19 protein-coding genes and 1 rRNA gene are annotated in these 20125 nt (G+C 49.6%); 12 read left to right on the top strand and 8 right to left on the bottom strand.

The genetic code is table 11. The features are described from left to right. Positions 1-96 (top strand): 23S ribosomal RNA (locus FGI41_RS18040); the annotation flags it as partial. Positions 97-284: 188 nt separating this feature from the next. After that, a complete protein-coding gene (locus FGI41_RS18035; protein ID WP_139491731.1) occupies positions 285-1547 on the top strand; it encodes an erythromycin esterase family protein in 1263 nt (420 codons plus the stop codon). 96 nt (positions 1548-1643) lie between these two features. On the opposite strand, the gene FGI41_RS18030 is transcribed toward FGI41_RS18035, so the two are convergent. Beyond that, the gene (locus FGI41_RS18030) at positions 1644-2276 is read right to left on the bottom strand and encodes a nitroreductase family protein (RefSeq protein WP_139491730.1); all 633 of its coding nucleotides are present in this window, start codon (positions 2274-2276) and stop codon (positions 1644-1646) included. 132 nt (positions 2277-2408) lie between these two features. Here FGI41_RS18030 and FGI41_RS18025 point away from each other — a divergent pair, with 132 nt between their 5' ends. Then, positions 2409-2795 (top strand): RidA family protein, encoded by a 387-nt coding sequence (locus FGI41_RS18025; protein WP_139491729.1) that lies wholly within the window; start codon positions 2409-2411, stop codon positions 2793-2795. A 67-nt stretch (positions 2796-2862) separates the two neighbouring features. Then, the gene (locus FGI41_RS18020) at positions 2863-3402 is read left to right on the top strand and encodes a hypothetical protein (protein ID WP_255298523.1); all 540 of its coding nucleotides are present in this window, start codon (positions 2863-2865) and stop codon (positions 3400-3402) included. Here FGI41_RS18020 and FGI41_RS18015 read toward each other — a convergent pair. The 6 genes from FGI41_RS18015 to FGI41_RS17990 all read right to left on the bottom strand — a co-directional run bounded on the left by FGI41_RS18015 (position 3399) and on the right by FGI41_RS17990 (position 11409). Next, positions 3399-3887: a hypothetical protein gene (locus FGI41_RS18015; protein ID WP_176560335.1), complete on the bottom strand. Its 489-nt coding sequence runs from the start codon at positions 3885-3887 to the stop codon at positions 3399-3401. The two genes, FGI41_RS18020 and FGI41_RS18015, sit on opposite strands and share 4 nt — an antisense overlap. 338 nt (positions 3888-4225) lie before the next feature. Then, positions 4226-5482 (bottom strand): tetratricopeptide repeat protein, encoded by a 1257-nt coding sequence (locus FGI41_RS18010; RefSeq protein WP_255298522.1) that lies wholly within the window; start codon positions 5480-5482, stop codon positions 4226-4228. Positions 5483-6202: 720 nt separating this feature from the next. After that, positions 6203-7495, bottom strand: coding sequence for a YheC/YheD family endospore coat-associated protein (locus tag FGI41_RS18005; RefSeq protein WP_139491728.1), 1293 nt, complete (start codon positions 7493-7495; stop codon positions 6203-6205). Positions 7496-7531: 36 nt separating this feature from the next. After that, positions 7532-8908, bottom strand: a complete 1377-nt coding sequence (locus FGI41_RS18000) for a YheC/YheD family endospore coat-associated protein (RefSeq protein WP_139491727.1) — start codon at positions 8906-8908, stop codon at positions 7532-7534. 3 nt (positions 8909-8911) lie between these two features. After that, a complete protein-coding gene (locus FGI41_RS17995) occupies positions 8912-10006 on the bottom strand; it encodes a YheC/YheD family endospore coat-associated protein (protein WP_139491726.1) in 1095 nt (364 codons plus the stop codon). A gap of 5 nt (positions 10007-10011) precedes the next feature. Then, a complete protein-coding gene (locus FGI41_RS17990; RefSeq protein ID WP_139491725.1) occupies positions 10012-11409 on the bottom strand; it encodes a YheC/YheD family endospore coat-associated protein in 1398 nt (465 codons plus the stop codon). Positions 11410-11498: 89 nt separating this feature from the next. Here FGI41_RS17990 and FGI41_RS17985 point away from each other — a divergent pair, with 89 nt between their 5' ends. The 4 genes from FGI41_RS17985 (at position 11499) to FGI41_RS17970 (ending at position 16302) form a co-directional block, all read left to right on the top strand. Beyond that, positions 11499-12656 carry a DUF445 domain-containing protein gene (locus FGI41_RS17985; protein ID WP_139491724.1) on the top strand — a complete coding sequence of 386 codons (1158 nt, stop codon included), beginning with the start codon at positions 11499-11501 and terminating at the stop codon, positions 12654-12656. A 225-nt stretch (positions 12657-12881) separates the two neighbouring features. Next, a complete protein-coding gene (locus tag FGI41_RS17980; protein ID WP_139491723.1) occupies positions 12882-14258 on the top strand; it encodes an AAA family ATPase in 1377 nt (458 codons plus the stop codon). Then, positions 14248-14847 carry a hypothetical protein gene (locus tag FGI41_RS17975; protein WP_139491722.1) on the top strand — a complete coding sequence of 200 codons (600 nt, stop codon included), beginning with the start codon at positions 14248-14250 and terminating at the stop codon, positions 14845-14847. The genes FGI41_RS17980 and FGI41_RS17975 overlap by 11 nt, the downstream gene beginning before the upstream one ends. Before the next feature lie 153 nt (positions 14848-15000). Next, positions 15001-16302 carry an MFS transporter gene (locus tag FGI41_RS17970; RefSeq protein WP_139491721.1) on the top strand — a complete coding sequence of 434 codons (1302 nt, stop codon included), beginning with the start codon at positions 15001-15003 and terminating at the stop codon, positions 16300-16302. 86 nt (positions 16303-16388) lie between these two features. Here FGI41_RS17970 and FGI41_RS17965 read toward each other — a convergent pair whose 3' ends face one another. After that, positions 16389-16871: a hypothetical protein gene (locus FGI41_RS17965; RefSeq protein ID WP_139491720.1), complete on the bottom strand. Its 483-nt coding sequence runs from the start codon at positions 16869-16871 to the stop codon at positions 16389-16391. 224 nt (positions 16872-17095) lie between these two features. Here FGI41_RS17965 and FGI41_RS17960 point away from each other — a divergent pair, with 224 nt between their 5' ends. The 4 genes from FGI41_RS17960 to FGI41_RS17945 all read left to right on the top strand — a co-directional run bounded on the left by FGI41_RS17960 (position 17096) and on the right by FGI41_RS17945 (position 19995). Further along, on the top strand, positions 17096-17437 hold the full coding sequence (locus FGI41_RS17960; RefSeq protein ID WP_139491719.1) for a YlbF/YmcA family competence regulator: 342 nt from the start codon (positions 17096-17098) through the stop codon (positions 17435-17437). Positions 17438-17458: 21 nt separating this feature from the next. Next, on the top strand, positions 17459-18148 hold the full coding sequence (locus FGI41_RS17955; RefSeq protein ID WP_139491718.1) for a metal-dependent hydrolase: 690 nt from the start codon (positions 17459-17461) through the stop codon (positions 18146-18148). Positions 18149-18357: 209 nt separating this feature from the next. Beyond that, positions 18358-18639 (top strand): hypothetical protein, encoded by a 282-nt coding sequence (locus FGI41_RS17950; RefSeq protein ID WP_139491717.1) that lies wholly within the window; start codon positions 18358-18360, stop codon positions 18637-18639. 45 nt (positions 18640-18684) lie between these two features. Next, positions 18685-19995, top strand: a complete 1311-nt coding sequence (locus FGI41_RS17945) for a DRTGG domain-containing protein (protein WP_139491716.1) — start codon at positions 18685-18687, stop codon at positions 19993-19995. The last annotated feature ends 130 nt before the right edge of the window (positions 19996-20125 follow it).

Genomic DNA, 20125 nt, shown 5'->3' with positions numbered 1-20125 from the left:
TAAGACCCCTCATAGACGATGAGGTTGATAGGCTCGGTGTGGAAGCGCGGTAACGCGTGGAGCTGACGAGTACTAATCGGTCGAGGACTTATCCACATTACTTGCATGCTTGCTTCCAGTTTTCAAGAAACAACCGGAGCCGGTCGACGACAGACTGGCTTTTTTCATACCTAAAAAGACCTCCTCTGCAGGGGGTCTTTTTTATTTTTTCATAATTAGGGGATACTTTACATGTCAATTGACAGCTAGACAACTTTCACAAAGAAGTGAGTGATTCAGACGATATGAGTACACGGCAGCTGATCGAGCAGATCAAAAATCAGGCGGTACGGTTAGAGTCGGCGAAGGATTTGGATGTGCTGCTCGAAGCGATTGGGGATGCTCCCTATGTGTTGCTGGGGGAAGCTTCACATGGGACCTCGGAGTTCTATACGTGGAGGGCCGAAATATCCAAGCGTTTGATTGAAGAAAAAGGGTTCTCGTTTATTGCTGTAGAAGGGGATTGGCCGTCATGCTACCAGGTGAATCGTTACAGTAAGCAGTATCCTGATGCAGCAGGAACGGGACGGGAAGCGGTTCAAGAGTTTAAGCGGTGGCCGACATGGATGTGGGCGAACCGGGAGATTATCGAATTGGCAGAGTGGATGAGGAACCACAATGAGAAGCGGCCTGACGGACAAAAAGTCGGTTTTTACGGGCTGGATGTCTACAGTCTGTGGGAGTCGATGGAAGAGATCATACATCATCTGGAAAAGACGGGGGCGAAGGAGCTGGAGCTGGCGAAAAAAGCTTTTTCGTGCTTTGAGCCGTTTGAACGGGATGAGCAGACGTATGGGATGTCGGCGGCTTACTTTTCTTCTACGTGTGAGGATGAAGTGGTGCAGTTGCTCAAGGAACTGCAGGAAAAACGCCAGAAGTATGATCAGGACTCAGAGGCTTCTCTCAGCGCGGAATTGAATGCCTTGGTGGCCGTGAATGCGGAACGGTATTATCGGTCGATGGTGAGAGGTGGTCCTGATTCCTGGAATATCAGGGATCATCATATGGTTGAGGTGTTAAACCGACTGATGAAGTTTCATGGGAGTGGCGCGAAGGCTATTGTTTGGGAGCATAATACACATATCGGGGATGCTCGGGCGACCGATATGCGGCGTGCTGGTATGGTCAATGTCGGTCAACTTGTCCGTGAGCAGCAGGGAGAGGAGAATGTATTTGCGGTGGGATTTGGTACACATCGGGGAACCGTGATTGCGGGGAGAGAGTGGGCCGCACCGATGGAGGTAATGAAAGTACCCTCCGCAGAGGCAGGCAGTTGGGAGGATGCGATGCATAAAGCGGGGGATTATGATCAGATCCTGATTTTTGATCAGAATCAGCCTGTTTTTGAACAGACTATCGGGCATCGGGCGATCGGTGTGGTTTATCATCCGGAGAATGAGTGGGGCAATTATGTTCCATCCCAGATGTCCAGACGGTATGATGCTTTCGTATATATTGACGAGACGAAGGCGTTGGAGCCAGTCGTGGTAGAAGAGGTGTTTGCGTAGAGCCTGACATAGGAGCGATTGTAGCTGTGGAAGAGGATAGGGGAAAGACTTCCCGTTTGATTGTGGGAAGTCTTTTTGCGTTGGGGGGGTGGCGGTTTAGCTGAAGAATCCGTGGGTGACGAACTCGCCGTTTGGTTTGCGGTAGCCGCGTGGACGGCGGTTGTTGGTATCTTCTTTTCCGATGGTGATCAGCATGACGGGGATGTATTGATCAGGGATATTGACTACTTTGTGCAGGGCGTCTGGGTCGAAACCGATCATAGGGCAAGTGTCCCAGCCGCGGTCTTTGGCGACCAACATGAGTTGCATGGCGGAGAGGGAGGCGTTGCGGATGGCTTCTTCTTTTTGGAAGTCTTCGCCGCGACCTTGGTACATGGCATAGATGGATTGGATGGTGGAGTCGAAGGATGGCTGATCCATGATGCCGAGGTCGAGGAAGCCTCTGTAGATTTTCTCGGCTTGTTGGTAGGCGAGTTTGTCACCTAGGACAACGATCACGGCGGACGATGTGGTGACTTTATGTTGGTAGAAGGCGGCTGCTTTTATCTGTTCCTTCTGTTCTTTGTCCGTGATGACTACATAGTGGGTATGTTGCAGGTTAAAAGCAGACGGGGCTAATTTGACTAATTTGAAAATTTCATCAAATTCACTGGCAGGGATGACAACATCGGGGAGAAAATTATTGGCGGAACGGCGTTCTTTTAAAATGGATTGTAAGGACTGGCTCATTGGTTACCTCCCTATTATTTTGGTACGAACTTACGTTTTGGAAGTATTATACACGTTGTTCAGATATATTGACAAGTGATAGTATTTTAAGTATGTTCTGTGTAAAATTCAGGAAAAGAAAGGGAGATGGTTATGGGAGAACGAATCAGAATCTCGACAGGATCACCTTGGGAGCCTGTTGTCGGGTACTCACGGGCAATCCGGGTTGGCAACAGGGTGGAGGTAGCGGGTACAACCGCGATGAAAGATGGTGAAGTGGTTGGGGTGGGGGATGCGTATGCGCAGACCGTTCAGATCCTGACCACGATTAAAGAAGCACTGGAGAGGGCCGGAGCACGGCTGGAGGATGTGGTGCGGACACGTATGTATGTGACAGATATCTCGAAGTGGGAGGAGATTGGGCGCGCACATGGAGAGTTTTTCCGTGAGATTCGACCGGTAGCGACGATGGTTGAGGTAAAAGCACTGATTGATCCGGAATTGCTGGTGGAGATCGAGGCGGAGGCCGTGGTGGACTAGTTTGAATTTCTGCGGAGCATGTCTTTTTGTTACAATAGGGGAAGAACGTCAAGTGAGAGAGGGACGAATGGACATGGTACGAGATATTGACAATCGACATCGTGGGTTACCTAAGCGTCCGCCGCAGATGTTGTTTAATGTCATCACCAAATTTTATCGTGGGGCGATGAGTCATCAGGAAGTGATCGCGAAGGCGAAGCAGCAGGTTCAGCAGGCTTATCATGTCTACCGGGAGACTGGGGATGAGGGCGTGCTGAAAAAAGCACTGGGGACATTGTTCTTAGAGTTTCATTTTTATGTGACATGCTGGCTCCAGGTGGAACTGGCGTTGTTCCGGTTGAGCCGGATGGAGGAGACGAAGCAGTTTGGCGAGGTGGCAGAGAAATTTCACTCGGAGCTTACGCGGCATGTGCACGTGCGGAAAATTGTGGATCGCACAGAAGAGAGTGTCGCGGCGCAATTTGAACGGTTTGGCCGCGAGATGAGCTGTGTAGAACAAGACCAATACTGGTTTGAAGGTGTGATGTTCACGGTTGACGAAGAGAGTGTTCGGGCGCTTGAAGAGTTGTATCAAGACGTGATGAAGCGCCGAACGCAGATGGCCTAGGAGAGTAAAGAGGAAGATTGACAGGAGACGGATGGGGACGAGGGATGATCGTAGTCGTCATCGGTCTGCTGCTTAGGTTTTTGCTTCTTGATCTCAAGGATTGTCTCGACGATGTGCAGGTGAAGGGCGTTGTAGGACTTGTTTTTGAAGTGGCGGTTGATCATGAAGACAGCCAAGATGGCCAGTCCGATGATCGTTAGAGACAAAATGTAGGTATGGACAGCAATAATCGAGGAGAGTCTGCTGGAAAATATCACAAACACGATCGGAACAGTGGTCATGCAAAACGGGAGATAGCCGATCTGTGCTTCTGTTTTTTTGATCGCGGCGTTAATCAAGCGCAGTTCTTCGACAGACAGCTTCTCATAAAAACGCCAGATCTCATGAATTTCCGCAAGGTCTCTGCTGCTGCCCACCGCTACCTGCTGGGAATCGTACTTGCGCAAGGTTTGGTACAGTTTGCGGTAGTTGCCATACGGTTTCATGATTACCTCCCATCGATTGAGAATCGAAAGACCGCCAGATTGCTGGTGGTCTTTTTGCATTCGTCAAGGTAAGGGGGGACGGTACGATTATGTAGTATCAGTGTTGATCTGGCAGGGGGAAAGTATGCGTGAGGAGGGGAGTTTCCAACCTTTTCGGGGTGTTTGATTAAACGTAATGAATAATTACAAAAAAAATATAAAAAACTTAAAAAAAGAGGGTTAAGATATAGTATAAAGGGTATATAACGAAGGGAGAAAAAAGTAATAACGATATTAACTAATCCAGATTAATAATCACTTGATAAACAAAAAACTGAGGCGATAAACACCCCAGTTGATTAGGAAAGATACTTGCTATAAAGGCGGGCAGCTTCTTCTAAGCGTCCGTATTGGAGATTGATCTTGGCCAAAAGACGGTAAGCTTTGACGAGGAAGTCATGGGTCTCCGCGGTGGAGAAGTGGTCGAGCGCGGCTTCAAGCAGGTTGAGTGCTTCGACTGGTTGTTTTTGTTCACAATGGATATCGGCTAAGACAAGTCTGGCTTCGGCACGGATGTGGTCGGTTGTGCTGTTTTCCAGAACGGCTTCGCACATGGTGCGTGCTTCATCCAGACGGCCAAGCTGTTTGTAGATGTTGGCAATCTCGAGGGTAGAGTTGTTCTGACCGTGAACGTTGCCCAATTCTTTATAGATGCTGATCGCTTGATTGAGCTTTTCCAAGGCGGCATCATATTTCTTCAGATCGCTGTAGAGCGTACCGAGATTGGAATAGACGTTGGCTTGTACACGCGGATGTGGATTGATCTTGAGGATTTCGAGGGCTTGCAGGTAGTAGCTTTCGGCTTCCTCGTACTCTTTGAGCTTGGAGTGGCAGATCGCACGAACCATGTAAATCTCATCGCTTTTGTACATCGTGCGGTAGGATTGGTTCAGCTGTTCGGCCTGTTTGAGCTGTTCAATGGCGGAGTTGTATTCACCGAGGGTTCCGTGCATCATGCCGCTGGTATGCATCAGGGAAATCCGCATCAGACCGCTGATGGCATGTCGGATAATCAGGCGGTACGCTTCATTGACATGTGGGATCGCTTTCTTGGATTGGCGAGTTTTACAGTAGAGCGCGCCGAGCGAGTTGAGGGAACGGATCAACGGAACGGGATCGTCCAGCTGACGGGACAGCTCGATGCTTTCCAAGAAGTAGACTTCCGCTTTATCAAATCGGCTGTCGTGTTCAGAGAAGATTCCTTTTCCCCAGAGGAAAATGGCTTTTTCCGATTCAGACAGGTCTGCGTTTTCAAGTTTAATGAGCCATTTACGGGCGATTTCCCAATCGTTGGAGTCGATACGGTTAACTAAGTGACGAACGGTATTTTCGATTTCGACTCTGGTAAAGTCCGGCTTCTCTGATTCAGTCCAGAGGTCACGCAGATCGATCTGAAGACGCTTGGCTAGTTGTTCAAGGATTTCAGGAGAAGGGATAACTTGTCCTTTTTCGATTTGACTGATGTAACTGCGGTTGCAGATTCCCTCGGCCAATTCTTCTTGTGTCATGTGCAACTTTTTTCGGTATTCCCGAATACCTTTACCAATTGGATTCACTATAGTTCCACCTTTTTATGCCTTTTCTTAATTATATAATTAATCTAACATTATACTACATAAAAAAGAAGGGTGGAAATCATTCCAACTTCACAGAAAATTAAAATGCAATTCGCAAAATAAATAAAAGTAACAATATTGACAAAGATTTGATTTGGTATTAATATTATTACATAGTAAGAAATAAATACATTTTAGGAAGGATGTGAATAATATGAAAAAGACTTCTGTACGCGATAATGCATGGGGTTAAGTTATTGACTTAATTTTCTGTTAATTATATTCTTATTTCACATCATTTTGCAAACATAATTCATGAAATATGTAGTGAACGACTCCCTTCAAAGAAAAAGGGGGTATTTTTTTTGATTTTTTTTAAGGATATGTGAAGATTGGTGAGATGAGCTCCTGCTTAGCGGAAAAAACAGCAAAAGTGGCATGACTTCTTCGAATCGGCTTAGGGGCAATCCGCTTCGGGTGAATTGGCCTCCAGAACCCTTTTTGACCCGGTGCCACTTTTGCTGTTTTTGGAGCGGACAGTCTATCTTCTTTGCGAAATTTCAAGAAGGTGAACCGATTGGCATCCGTCAGTTCTCCAGGCACAAGAGCAAATTAAAACTGAACAGCAAAAACCGGGGGTAATGATCATCCCCGGTTCAAAAAGGTTCAACTACTCACATCAGACCGCCAATTTCAACTGCGGTGAACTACCCAATCCAGTTACCTGTTCATTTTGGCAACATACTGTGCATACTGGATGATATTTTTCAAAGAAGATCGGCGGATATTGGGCTCATCAAATTTTTCGGGCTTGGAGTTGGCTTCGAAAAACCAGATCCGGCCATCCATGGTAAGACCCAGATCCATGGACATCTCAGCGAGGGACGGAATCTCATGGCTCAGTAATCGGGCAAGGGTGAGGGCGCTGTGTTCGATATGCTGGTGAACCAGATCGGCGTGTTCTCCGAATAGGGAGGGCAGGACCTTGTCGGTAGAGAGGATGGAGCCGCCGCGTGGGACGTGGGTCGTGATGCTTTTTTTGCCTGCGCGGCGGATGCCGTAGCCAGTGACGTGCCAATCGCCTAGACCGTTTCGTTGGATGAGTACGCGGATGTCGAAGGGACGCTTTTGATAAGTGGCGAGGGAGATGCCTTCCTGAAGCAGGTAGGGCTTTTCCTTGGCTTTCGATATAAAGTGCTTCCAGGCACTCTCCAGTGTAGAAAAATGACGGGTGATGGATTTTTGATTGTGGACGCGTTGGAGACGCCAGCGGGTTCCGTTTTTTTCGATGCGCATGATGCCTTCTCCGGCTTTGCCGAGGATGGGCTTGAGATAGACGAAGGGGTATTTTTGACAGAAGGATTTGAAGCGGGCGAAGGTATCCACACGCTTTGTGTCAGGGAGGTAGGGCACGGCTTCCGGGCGTTTTTCAAGCAGCTCGAACAGCTGGTGTTTGTCAAAAAAACGTGGGTTAAACAGCGTGACATTTTGGGTGGCGGCGATCTGTTGCAGGGTGATGCGGACATCGTCACGCCTTTCTACTTTGCGGGTGGGGATGCGGTTGTAGACGACGTGGGGGAATGGCATGACGGCTTCTGACCAGATGTCGTTTTTTTCATGGTAGAGGTAGCCGCGTACCTTTTTGTGTTCCCAGTCAATGCTGCCTGGGGTGAATACATAGACGAGGGCGCCGTGTTTTTTGCCGGATTTGATGATGTCCTTGAAGTTGTCACGATTGCCTTTAAAATCGAGCCCTTCCCCGGAGGTGAGGATTCCGAGGATGGGGCCGATGGTCAGGACATGATTTTTAAAGGAATAACGGACTTTGGTCTGAAAGGAGCCGGGAACGAGCGGGGCTTTCCCGAGGGTGACGGGCTTCTTCAGCGCAAACGGGCCGAGCTTGGAGGGCACCCGCTTCCTTGAACTGAGGAGCGGGCGGAGTCTGGGGGCACGAAAATACCAGTGTCCTCGGGGATGTATGGTGAGCCACCCCGACGTGTCAGGTTGGGGCATAGGTGTTTCCTCCTTCCTACCATGTCTGAATGCCGCTTAGAAGTTGGCAAGATAGCGGCCGTAGTCGACGATGAGCTTTCGGGAGGTTTCGTCGGCTTGCTTCAAACGGGCGTGCTTGAAAATCGAACGTCCTGGCTTGGAGTTGGCTTCGAACATCCAGATGTGGCCATGCAGGTCAATCCCCATATCAAGTCCCAATTCACCGAGAGTAGATCCATGCTCAGATTCGATCGCTTCGGCGATTCGGATCGAGGCGTCAGCGATACGGGACTCGATCAGGTCTTTGTGCGGGCCGAACAGATGGCGGAGCAGCTCGTCGCCGGGAATGACGGTTCCGCCGGTGCGGACGTGGGTGGTGACACTGCCTGAGCCTGCGACTTTGGCGGCCATGCAGGAGACCACCCATTCATTTTCCAAATTTTTGTGCAGGTGGACACGGAAATCAAACGGGCGTCCGTTGTAGGTGTAGAGCTTGATGCCTTGCTGGATCAGGTAGTTGCTCATGCGGCGGGTGCGGAAGATGTGTTTGTGGGCGTCGGCGAGCTTTTTGAAGCGGCGTTTGACATTGCTGCCGTTGACATGATAAGACGCTTCATACATCTTATTGGGAAGACGGGTGAGCTTGACGATCCCAAAGCCGAGGCTTCCTTGCTTAGGTTTGAGATAGACCATCGGGTATTGGGTGAGCATTTCGCGGACCTTGCCCAAGGTCGGAGTGGAATGGGTCTCGGGGATGTGCTCGTTGACTTCTGGCAGCGGATAAAGCATTTTATGAACGCCCCATTTGTCAAAAAAGCCACGGTTGAAGATCGGGAGCTTGCTGTCTTTGACCAGCTTTCCTTTGAATTCGCGCACGTCCTCCTGCTTTTCTGCCTGGCGGGAAGGGATGCGGTCATAGACGACGTCAGGCATCGCGGTCCATTGCTTGCGCCAGACGTGTGAGCCTTGTTTGGTCGGGCGCAGGAACCAGGCGTGGACGAGGTTGGCCTCCCAGTCGACATCGTTGGGGGAAAAGATAAAATAGTAGACGCCCTTGCCTTTTTGAGCGGACAAGAGCTTGTGAAAAAAGTGGGAGCGTCCGCCTACAGGAGCTTTGGCCGAATCGCGCAGACCTGTTGTGACGATCCCAATGGACGGCCCGATACGCAGGGTGCCACCTTCTAGCTTGAGGTGAACGGCTCCAGCATGGGGGATGCCCAATTCTCTTTTGAGAATCGATGTCATGCGGACGATTTTGCTTTTGGGGTTGCGTCTGTCGATATAGACGGTGGCGGTAGAGGTCTTTTGGCCAAGCGACAGGGTCACTTTCTGACGATGGCTAAGACCGAATGCCTCACTAAGCTGAAGCGGCAGGATGATTCCCGCTGCATTCGGAGTGGAGAGAAAGCGTAGCCGTACTGCAATGGATTCCATGCTTCATGTACCTCCTACACGCTCTTTCATGAGATAATAGGCATACTTAATCGGTTGCGTCATCGATCTTATGCGGGCTTTGTCATCAGCGGTCTGCCGAAAGACGGTACGGCCCGGTCTGGAGTTGACTTCAATCAGCCAGACATTCCCATCACGGTCAACCCCGATGTCGATCCCAAGCTCCACTAGTGGGCCGTGTTTTTCTTCCAAAAACGGGGGAAGCAGCTTGCTGATCTCTTCGATGTCGGCTTCGATCCGGGAACGTTTTGCTGAAGAAAAAGTACGGGATAAAAAGGATGCGAGCGGTTGGGCCCTGCCGCCGCCATGCAGATTGGATGTGATGCTCTCCCCGTTGCCGACACGGACGGCTCTGCCGGTGGTCTGCCAGTTGCCTTGCCCGTTCTTTTGCACTAAAATACGGATGTCAAATGGGATACCTGTATCCGTATGCAGATGCAGGTATGGCTGAAACAGGTGCTTGCGCTGCATGGTGGTAAAACGGACAAACTTTTTGAGTCCCTCGATGGTTTTGAATGTTCGCCGGAACGGCTGATTGCGCTGGTTGCGGCCGCGGACGAGATAGACGCCTTTCTGCTCGGTGATCTGAGTCACGCCTCTGCCATGGGTGCCCGCTACAGGTTTGAGGACGACAGAGCCTTTGCTTTTTAAGAAGGGGTAAAAGGCTTTAGATGTGAATAAATGGGTCTCGGGTAAAAAGCGGGAGAGCTCCGGTGATTCTTGCAGCATTTGATGCACCTGCCATTTGCCAGCCAGCCCGTGTCCGAGGAACTGGATGCCAGGATCATTCTGCAGCCGGTCCAGCACAGAGCGGTAGCGGAGGTGACCGGGGCCAACGAAGTAGCGGTCATAGACCATGCCGGGCAGGGGAAACTTTTTCTCTATCCAGCCGCGCTCCTGTGTGTATTGGTAGCCGATACAGGTGCGGGTGGTAAAATCAACGGTTTTGGGGGAAAAAACAAAGACGAGGATGCCCAGCTTGCGTCCGAGTAACGTCATATGCCGGTAAAACGTTTTTTCTTTAAATGCAAGACCTGGCCCAATAGCCATAATCCCTAAGAGTTTGGTTGCGACAGCCATAAGCGTCACCGTTTCCTTTTGGTTTTGGAACGTTTCTTTTCCAAGAGAAAACCGTTAAGATAAGCGGTATAGTCCAGTAATCGCCGGACAGAGGGGCGCGCCTTCTTGGGGGCTTCCTCGCCCTCGGCCAACTGCAGGCTCTTGATCGATTTGGACGGCTTGCTGTTGATCTCCAAGAGCCAGATTCGTCCGTTGACATCGACTCCCAGATCAATCCCGAATTCAGCAAAATCGCCGGGGATGGCTCTCTCCAGCGCTTCTGCAATCGTCAGGGAGGCGGATTTGAGCGTCTGCGCAGAGATGCGGGTCTCGTTGCGCCACGGGCCTAAGATGCGGAGGGCTTGCGGGACAGACATCATCTGACCGCCTCTTGCTACATTAGAGACGACACTGTTCTGCCCGATGCGTGCCACTTGGGAGGTCACTCCCCAGACACCGCGGTTGTTTTTCTGTACCAGCACGCGGAAATCCGCAGGCTTGCCGCCTGATCCGACCAGATGCAGACCTTGCTGGAGGAGATAGGCTTTGTCTTTGGTTCGGGGGTACAGATAAGAATGAACCTGGGAGAGCTCTTTGAAGGTTTTTTTCAAGCCTCCGGCGGTGCGGATCACATAACCGCTGCGGGTTTTTGCGAGACGATAAATCCCTTTGCCAAGGCTTCCATTGGTTGGTTTGATATAGACGACGGAGTGGCTCTGACAAATATCACGAAGGTCTTGGATGCCCCGATACATCAGGGTCTTGGGCAGATAAGGCTGGGCAGCGGATTCGTTCTGCAGGGTTTTGTGCACATGCCATTTGTTGAGAAAGCGTTCATTAAAAAAGGGAATCTCTTTGTCCTTGCACCGCCTAAGGAAGGTACTGGCGGCGGTGCTCTTCTCCACGGAGCGGGATGAGAGACGGTTGTAGATCATAGCGGGCAGCGGCAAGGTACAGGTCTGCCAGTGTCCACTGCGGCGGATGTGGGCGCGTACGGTCTCGGATTCAAAGTTCACGTCATCAAGTGTAAAGGCAGCGACCAGACCACCACGCATCTGATACACATCAGCGCATTCATTGAGAAAAGAAGTGAGCGCGCCAAATGGCATTCCTCCCGAGCGGATGCCGGTCAAAAGGATACCCAGATAAGGCCCGACGACAAGCGTCTGCCGAAGGGCATCGTAGCGCACCATCAGCGATATCCCGCCGGGTAAGCGAAGAGAGCGGGCGAGAGTCGGACTCATCCTGACCGTCTCGCTTTTCGCTGCTTCCCGCACGATTGCATTTCCCAACCTTTTGCCGAACTGGACGGAGATTGACTGCGACGGGATCTGAAGTTTGCGCATGATGCGTTGGGGAATAGAGAGATCCACATCAGGCGACTTGAGTTCGTCTATTTGAATGACCGTACGTACATACGACATGGCTAATCCCCTTTTCATAGGCATGAGGTTAGTCTATCTTATGAGATGGGTAAACAATTGGTTCCAGCCCAAGATAGGAGTGTTACCATATGAATGAATGGATTACATTGTTACTAAATGTCGGCATCGGCTCGGTCATTGGTGGTGTCACCAATGAACTGGCGATCCGCATGCTTTTCCGGCCTTATAACCCATGGATGATCGGCAGCTTCCGAGTACCGTTCACACCGGGGCTGATTCCCCGCCGCCGTGACCAGATCGGTCGGGAGATGGGCAATCTCGTCGAGAACCATCTGCTGACCAAAGAGGGCATCCGCCGGGCACTCTCCCAAGGCAACATGGAGAACACGCTACGCGACTGGCTGACAGGCTATGCCCAAAAATGGATCACAAGCGATCAGACGATCCGGGAGGTACTGACTCACTATCTGCCGGGTACGCTGACACCAGAAGGCACGTGGAATGACAGCCTGCGTGACCCTGTGCAAAAAGCATGGATCTCTTGGTCTGACAAGTGGCTGGTGCAGTCGGCCGACAAGGAAATCCGTGACCTGCTGCCGCCGGAAGCCCGTGAGAAGCTGCATGACACCATCGGCTCCTTCGGCGACATGATGATTCGCGGCTTCCGTGATTATCTGCATTCCCCAGAGGGGGTAAACCATATTCAAAACATGCTCAAAGGTGTCCTCGGCGGCGGTGGCGGTATGTTCGGCGGTCTGATGGGCATGTTCCTCGGTGACGACAAGATCATCGGCAAAATCATGCCATTCCTCGATGACATCCTGGAAAATCCAGAATTGTCCGCCCGTCTCAAGCATTTCATGCGCATCGAAGCGGACAAGCTGATGGGCAAAAAAGTAGGTGAGGTGCTCAAGTGGATCGGCGACGAACAGGTTGACGCGTGGCGGATCAAGCTGTTTGCCAAGATGGAGGAGCAAAGCCTGCGTCTTTTGGACAAGCCGGTGAAAAGCGTGCTTGCGCCATTCGGTGACCGGATTGTGGAGGACTGGATTCCGAAGCTCTCGGCTTGGGCGGTCAATACGCTGGAAGCCAATGTGGAGCAGGTATTTGACCGACTTCATATCACGGAGATCGTCGCCAAACAGGTAGAAGGCTTCCCGCTGGAGCGAATCGAAGAGATGATCGTGGGGATTTCGGGGAAAGAGTTCCGGATGATCACGGTGCTGGGATTTGTGCTTGGGGCGATCATTGGTTTGGTGCAGGGATTGATTAATTTTTGGTTGTAATAGGAGAGGATTGGCTGAGGTTGAGCCTTTTCTCGTTCTTGTATATGTTTTATGGGAAGGGAGGCGTCTGCGATGGAGCAGGCGCTTTTTTTATCTGCTTTTTTTGTCCTAGCGAAATGGTGTAATTTGTTTAAGCGGGGATAAGATGAGGGAGAACGGATTGGGCAGGATGATAGGGGTAGGGTTACTGGATATACTTGTAACAAGAACGAGAGGTGTATCGGGATGGAGCAAAGATGGACGCTGGTTGTAGAGGATTTTGCCCGGATTGAGAAAGCAGAGATTGAGATTGCCCCGTTTATGATGTTTGTCGGGGAGAACAACAGCGGGAAGAGTTATGTGATGTCGCTTTTGTGGGGGATGATGACGGGAGGGAACGTACTCTTTCCTGATACCCCTCCGAAAAGTGAAACTTATCATGAATGCAGAGACTGGTTGAAATCAAACTTATCGCTAGGAGAGGTTAAGGTAGATGAACAGACACAGCAGTTGTTTGTGAGATGGTTTAATGAATTAGTTAGAGACAACTCACAACACCTGTTATTACATATTTTTAATAACCCTTTTAAAATGGGAAAACTGGAAGTGAAGGATTATAGAAGGGCTAACCCACTCTACTTTCAAATACAACCAGACGAACGGATTCATGAAGGAACAGCGGGCTTTGACTTAACTGTTACCCACATGGTAAAAATACTTGTCAACCCGAAAAACGCTGTTCTTACTGAGGAGTCGATTCTCTCCATAGCGTACCAGTTAACTTGGCATATCATGTTCGAGGGGATGACTAGACTATATTACAAACATTCTCTAGCAGATCCACTCTATTTGCCCGCATCTCGAACCGGTTTTATGCTATCTTACAAAAAGATTCTTGGTGATATGTTTGATAGACGATATATCGTTATGGAAACCAATCCGAAATATAGAGAAGATACCCCGTTTAGCTGTATTGTTTATGACTTTTTGAGTCGCTTACTAAAGTTAAATTTGAAGAGGGACGGGACATACCAACAAATAGCTGAATTTCTTGAAAAGGAGATTATCAAGGGGACGATCAAGCAAGACCAGTCACCTGTTCCTAATTTCTTATATGTTCCGCTTCAATCAGAAGAGGTATTGCCACTTCACGTTACGTCATCGGTGGTTGCTGAATTGTCCCCACTTATCTTGTTTTTACGCTCATCTAAGCACATACCGCTGCTTATCATAGAAGAACCAGAAGCCCATCTTCACATTGAACTTCAACGTTTACTCACCCGGGCATTAATTCGGCTGTACAATAAAAGCGTGCCTGTGTGGATAACCACGCATAGTGATACGGTTTTTCAACAGATGAATAATTCTATAGCAGTAGAGTACCTAGGACAAAAATTCGATTTCATTGATACATTGCAAAAATTCAACTACCATCCAGACGATTTGCTAAAGCGGGGGGACACACGAGTCTATCAATTTACGATTCAACCAAATGGGAAAACTAAGGCCGAGTTGCTCCCGACCCGTGAAGAGGGCTTCGTCGTTCCAACTTTTAACCAGCCGTTATGGGATCTCAGCCAAGAAGTCCTTAAGATTCAGGAGATGATGTCCGATGTTGAATGATGACTTTGCCACCAGGCTGAGTTGGCTTCGTACCGATAACATCTATCAAAAAAGTACGAAGCATGGATTGATCCTGAAAGAAGTGAACGAAGAAGGCCGGGCGGAGGTACATTTTTGTACCGATCATAATGAGCTTTATTCATTCCGACTTGAAGGGAACAACAAATTTCCTTATCTGACCAATCAAAAATGCGCTGACGGAATAATCCTTGAGTTGAGACAAGAGCAATGGTTTCTTCACGTTATCGAATTCAAGAAAACCATGAAAAAAGATATCTGGAACAAAACAAAAGTGCAATACGAGGGAGCCGTCCTGCGTATGCACGCGATTATGGGAATCTTGGGAATAGAGAAGCTAGATGGGATCTACTTTTATTCGGCTTTTCGAAACAATGACTTTGAACCAAAGGAGAGCACAAGTCCAGTATTAATGAGGCAGCTCGAGAGAAGAGAAAACCTATCGACGACTGTTGAATTGAGAGAATGGTTTGATGAAAAGATAACGGTTTTGTCATTGAAAGATATGCCATTACAGAAAATCCGATTAGACAAAGAAACGGGCAGAGGAATGGTTCAACTCTCATCATAAAATCCATCAACCATTTTTTAAAAATATACCCCCAAAAAGGAATCTCCCCTCAGACTCCTTTTTTCCATCCCACCACTAGCAATTTCCCGAACTTTCCAATAAAATAATCTCCAACACAAAAACGATCTTGTACGTGAAGGAGTGAAACACCTCATGAGCCATCCTGCCAGCCATTCACCACCTGCTGTATCCGCCTACCTGTCCAATATCCGTAAGATGAACCTGCATGCGGCACTCACCAGCTTCTATCTCTGGGTCCCTGTCTACATCCTGTTTCTCCAGCAAGAGCGCGACCTGTCCCTCACGACCATCGCCGTCATGGAGGGTCTCGGCTGGATCGCTACGGCGCTGTCTGAGGTGCCGACAGGAGCGGTAGCGGACCGCTATGGACGCAAGGTGTCCCTGATCATTGGCGGGCTGACATTGGGGCCGATGATCATCCTCTATGGGATTGTGGGGTACTTTCCGGTGCTGCTGTTGGTTCATATCATCTGGAATTCGGTGATGTCTTTTACGACGGGAGCAGACATGGCGCTGATCTACGATTCGCTCAAAGCCGCTAAGCGGGAGGGAGATTATACCCGTATCGTCGGCAGGCAGATGGCGATCGTTCAAGGCTCGGCGGCGGTGGCGGGGCTGCTCGGACCGTGGGTGGCTTCGTATGATATGTCACTGCCTTTTACCCTTTCCGGGGTCTGTGTCATCCTTGCGGGGGGAGTTGCGATGACGCTCAAAGAGCCGCCACATGCGGAATCGGTGGAGGTTGAGGGGGCTACGGCGGTGAAGGCGGGCGTTGCGCCAACAGACCAGTCGGCAGATCAGGCTGAACCAGAAAAAATCACCTACCTGCAATCCATCGCCAATGCTTTCTCCTACTGTGTGCGGAGGCCGCAAATCCGCAATCTGGTCATTATGGTGGCATTTATCGGGCTGGGGCCGTGGTTTTTTACCTTTTTCTCAATACAGCCGTATGTGGAGCAGATTCACATCGACATGTGGTGGCTTGGTCCGATTTTCGTCGGGATTCGGCTGTGCAGCATCTTAGGCTCGGTCACCTCACACCACATCGTGGCGCGGCTGGGGAAAAAGGTGACCCTCTATACCTTGACGGCCTTGATGGCGCTGGAGCTGTGCCTGATAGTGATGGTGCCGGTCATGGTGGGGATTTGGGTGATCATGCTGCTCGCTTATACTGCAGGTGTGGGGCGTCCTGTGTATAACACACTGCTCAATGAACTGGTGTCGAGCAAGCAAAGGGCCACGATCCTTTCGTTGCAATCCCTCTGTACGACCTTGCTGTTGGCTGCATTTGTCCCGATCTTTGGATATGTAACAGAAAACCTCGGCTTTTGGTGGGTAGCCTTTCCACTCGGATTGGCGACGCTGGCCGTCAGCTTGTGGCTGTTACCGCCGATTGTTCAGGAACAGACAGCTGCTCATGACCGGGTAGCGTGATTTGGAAGCATCAATCAGTCGCAACCAGCGTGTGACAACAAACAAAAAGGGAGTCGTCCCACAGTGGGCCGCTCCCTTTTCACGTCTTACGAAATCAATTGGGCACTCCGATAATGTTCGCCTAATACGAAATGTATATACAATGGATGTTGGTCGTTGACACGTAAGGCGACAGATAAGCTGTGGGCCTGTTTCGCTTTTTCCTCACGCACTTCGTCGTAGAGGAGGACTCGCTTAAACTCGATGTTCAGCCCTGTGGATTTGTAGCCTGTGATGGCATGCGACTTGACCATGTCTCCAAATTCGGTTAAGAGGCTTCGGCGCATGTCTGCATCGACAACTTCTGGAGGTATTTGAAAAGACTCAACCAGGCACATAAAAGAACCTTCGGACATCCCAATGAGAATTTCACCATCGATCTCACCGGTTACTTCCGAGAGGATTTGCACGGTATCATCCGCATAGGAGGAGTCCAGCAGCCTGACATGCTCTCGTTCTACCCTCATGCCAAGCGGACCCAAAACCGAGAGGAGTCCCCACAAGTACATGTTTAAAATACGTACATCCATTGCTTTACCTCCATCAAATGGTTCTATCACACTGTGAGCTTGAATAAGGAATGAGAGTCTAAAGACCCAATCCTTCTTATTGTACCACTTTTAAAGGGAGTTGTAATTGAGCAAATATCCCATAAAATCGGCGGAAATAGAAGAATAAGCAGGAGATTGCCATTCCTTTACCAAATTTGTTACACTACGGTTGTTATCTGAGTTGGAATAGGGAGGGTACATACATGAATTACGATAAAGCACACGAACTGGCACGGGCCATCCGTGAAAGTGAGGAATACCGCAACTACTTCGCTACCCACCAAAATGTAAACCAAGACGCTGAAGCGAAGCGCATGTTTGACGATTTCCGCAAGCGTCAATTCGAGCTCCAAATGAAACAAATGAGCGGTCAAGCTCCGACTCAGGACGAAATGGAGCAATTCCAACGTCTGTTTGAAACCATTTCGCTTAATCCGGAGATTCGCAAGCTGCTCGAAGCAGAGCGCATTCTCTCCCAAGTGATGGAGGATATCAACCGAATCATCGCAGAACCTTTGGAAGTCTTGTTTACAGACCAAATCTAACCGATCCAGGAGGCAAAAAAGATGGATATTCGTTTTCTCGGACACAGCTGTGTACATATCGTGCATGAAGGCACTCATATCTTGATCGACCCTTTCCTCACGGGTAACCCAGTAGCAACCGTAAAAGCGGAAGAGATCAAAGCAGATTATATCCTCTTGACTCACGGTCACAATGACCACGTAGGCGACACCGCCAGCATCGCGCAAGCTAACGGGTCTACGATCGTTGCGATCTTTGAACTTGCCGAGTACTTCAACAGCCAAGGTCTTCAGACGTTTGGCCTGAGCGTCGGAGGCGGCTATAGCTTCCCGTTTGGCCGTGTGAAAATGACCAATGCCCTGCACGGTACCGGCTACATGGTAGATCACAGCGGCAAATCCATCTACATGGGTGTGGCAGGCGGCTTCTTGCTCACAATCGGAGACAAGACCATCTATCATGCTGGTGACACTGGCCTTTTCGGCGATATGGAGCTGATTGGCAAATATAACAAAATTGACGTAGCCTTCCTCCCAATCGGTGACATCTACACCATGGGACCAGAAGATGCTGTGATCGCAGCGAAAATGCTCGGGGCTAAAGAAGTTGTGCCGATCCACTACAACACCTTCCCGGGTCTGGCTCAAGACGATGAAAAGTTCGTGCAAGACTTAGAAAAACAAGGAATCCGCGGCCGTATCCTCAAACCGGGTGAAAGCTTCATCCTCTAACAATCGTGACATTTAGTAGAAAAATTAAAATGACATGATTTTGTAACTCGCTTGTAACATTGCTGTAACATAAGCGGGGTATGATAAACCCATGATGAAAACCCCCTTAATTCATAGACTTTACGGTGTAGCGGTCGATGTATCCGTTACACCCTTTTTTTTTGCCAAATCATCAGGTATAGTGGTGCTTGGAGGGGGTGGGATAACAGATGAAGCGATTTTTGTTCGTCTTCCTGCTCGCCGCGCTGCTGCGTTTTTATCTGGGGGAGAACTCAATTAATTTTCTGTGGTGCTTGGTGTTATATTTACCGATGATTAATTGGTCGGTTTATTGGGTATTCTTCAGTATCCGGGTGGGTCTTAATAAGCTGCGAGGGTTTGAATGGATTAGTGTACCGCGTATCCGGCATATTTATGTATGGTATCTGAATATTCCCGGTGCACTTGTGCTTGCCGAGATCGTGTACAGAGGCTATCTTTACAATAAATAGGGATATAATTGTTTGTTAGGTAAGACCAGGGATGGTGAAAATTCATTGGCAACAAAACATGAGTTAATTTTGCAATATATTGACCGGCTCCCGATCGGCACCAAAATCTCGGTAAGACAAATTGCCAAAGATCTGGAAGTGAGTGAGGGAACCGCTTACCGTGCGATTAAAGAGGCGGAAGTGCAGGGCTATGTCAGCACGATTGAACGCGTCGGAACGGTACGGATTGAGAAAAAGCAAAAAGAGAATTTTGAGCGGCTCACCTACGCAGAAGTGGTCAATATCGTCGATGGCCACGTCTTGGGCGGTAAGGAAGGTCTGCACAAAACCCTCAACAAATTCGTCATCGGTGCGATGAAGCTGGAAAATATGATGCGCTATGTAGATGCGGGCAGTCTCTTGATCGTCGGGAACCGCTATCAGGCACACAAGCTGTCGATTCAGCATGGTGCAGCCGTATTGATCACCGGGGGCTTTGACACCAGTGAAGAGGTAAAGCAGCTGGCAGATGAGATGGCACTGCCGATCATCTCCTCCAGCTATGACACGTTCACGGTTGCTGCGCTGATCAACCGCGCGATCTATGACCGCCTGATCAAAAAAGAGATTGTCATGGTAGAAGACATCCTCAAGCCTGTAGAGGAGACACCGTATCTGCGCCCAAGTGACACTGTAGCCAACTGGCACCGGTTCACCGAGGAGCACAATGACACGCGCTTCCCGGTCGTCGATGAGCATATGCGCCTCGTCGGGGTGGTCACCTCCAAGGATATTATCGGCCAAGAGGATGATTTGACGATTGACAAGGTGATGGTGAAGAACCCGATCACCACCTCTCCGCGTGTATCTGTCGCCTCCGCCGCCCATATGATGGTCTGGGAAGGCATCGAGATCATGCCTGTCGTGGACACGTACAAAAAAATGATCGGCATCATCACCCGCCAAGACGTACTCAAGGCGCTCCAGTATATGCAGAAGCAGCCGCAGATGAGTGAGACGTTCCCCAACCTGATCATGAACCATTTCCGCGAAGAAAAAGACGGCGATATGTCGATCTATAACGGCGAAGTCACCCCACAGATGACTAACCATCTCGGAACAATGGCAAGCGGTGTCATGACGACGGTAATGGTGGAGACAGCTTGCAACGAGCTGCGCAAGCACCGCCGGGGCGACATGGTACCGGAGAATATCACGGTCTACTTCCTCAAGCCCGTCCAGATCGAAAGCAGCCTGCAAGTCAAACCGCGCGTGATGGATATCAGCCGCCGCTTCGGCAAGGTGGAAGTGGAGATGTATTATCACGATCAGCTGGTCGGCAAAGCGATGGTCACCGCGCAGATCATCGAACGGTAGATTTCTCATATCGCTTCCGATCCAATCAAAAAACCATCCGCTTGGGCGTTCATGCTTCAGATGAGCGCCGTAAGCGGATGGTTTTTTGATGGTTGCATATGTTCTGTTATGTAAAAAGAGAACAACCATA

The organism is Brevibacillus dissolubilis (assembly GCF_006170445.1).
GTDB classification, from domain to species: domain Bacteria; phylum Bacillota; class Bacilli; order Brevibacillales; family Brevibacillaceae; genus Brevibacillus_B; species Brevibacillus_B dissolubilis.
This window is presented reverse-complemented; position numbering and strand designations above follow the sequence as displayed.

Excerpts from the sequence above, each read along its gene's own strand:
- FGI41_RS17950 (WP_139491717.1), top strand. The coding sequence starts at position 18,358 with ATGAAGCGATTTTTGTTCGTCTTCCTGCTCGCCGCGCTGCTGCGTTTT.
- FGI41_RS18000 (WP_139491727.1), bottom strand. The coding sequence starts at position 8,908 with ATGGAATCCATTGCAGTACGGCTACGCTTTCTCTCCACTCCGAATGCA.
- FGI41_RS17990 (WP_139491725.1), bottom strand. The coding sequence starts at position 11,409 with ATGTCGTATGTACGTACGGTCATTCAAATAGACGAACTCAAGTCGCCT.
- FGI41_RS17955 (WP_139491718.1), top strand. The coding sequence starts at position 17,459 with ATGGATATTCGTTTTCTCGGACACAGCTGTGTACATATCGTGCATGAA.
- FGI41_RS18005 (WP_139491728.1), bottom strand. The coding sequence starts at position 7,495 with ATGCCCCAACCTGACACGTCGGGGTGGCTCACCATACATCCCCGAGGA.
- FGI41_RS17985 (WP_139491724.1), top strand. The coding sequence starts at position 11,499 with ATGAATGAATGGATTACATTGTTACTAAATGTCGGCATCGGCTCGGTC.
- FGI41_RS18035 (WP_139491731.1), top strand. The coding sequence starts at position 285 with ATGAGTACACGGCAGCTGATCGAGCAGATCAAAAATCAGGCGGTACGG.
- FGI41_RS17960 (WP_139491719.1), top strand. The coding sequence starts at position 17,096 with ATGAATTACGATAAAGCACACGAACTGGCACGGGCCATCCGTGAAAGT.
- FGI41_RS18015 (WP_176560335.1), bottom strand. The coding sequence starts at position 3,887 with ATGAAACCGTATGGCAACTACCGCAAACTGTACCAAACCTTGCGCAAG.
- FGI41_RS17995 (WP_139491726.1), bottom strand. The coding sequence starts at position 10,006 with ATGGCTGTCGCAACCAAACTCTTAGGGATTATGGCTATTGGGCCAGGT.
- FGI41_RS18030 (WP_139491730.1), bottom strand. The coding sequence starts at position 2,276 with ATGAGCCAGTCCTTACAATCCATTTTAAAAGAACGCCGTTCCGCCAAT.
- FGI41_RS18020 (WP_255298523.1), top strand. The coding sequence starts at position 2,863 with ATGGACATGGTACGAGATATTGACAATCGACATCGTGGGTTACCTAAG.
- FGI41_RS17970 (WP_139491721.1), top strand. The coding sequence starts at position 15,001 with ATGAGCCATCCTGCCAGCCATTCACCACCTGCTGTATCCGCCTACCTG.
- FGI41_RS17980 (WP_139491723.1), top strand. The coding sequence starts at position 12,882 with ATGGAGCAAAGATGGACGCTGGTTGTAGAGGATTTTGCCCGGATTGAG.
- FGI41_RS17965 (WP_139491720.1), bottom strand. The coding sequence starts at position 16,871 with ATGGATGTACGTATTTTAAACATGTACTTGTGGGGACTCCTCTCGGTT.
- FGI41_RS18025 (WP_139491729.1), top strand. The coding sequence starts at position 2,409 with ATGGGAGAACGAATCAGAATCTCGACAGGATCACCTTGGGAGCCTGTT.
- FGI41_RS17975 (WP_139491722.1), top strand. The coding sequence starts at position 14,248 with ATGTTGAATGATGACTTTGCCACCAGGCTGAGTTGGCTTCGTACCGAT.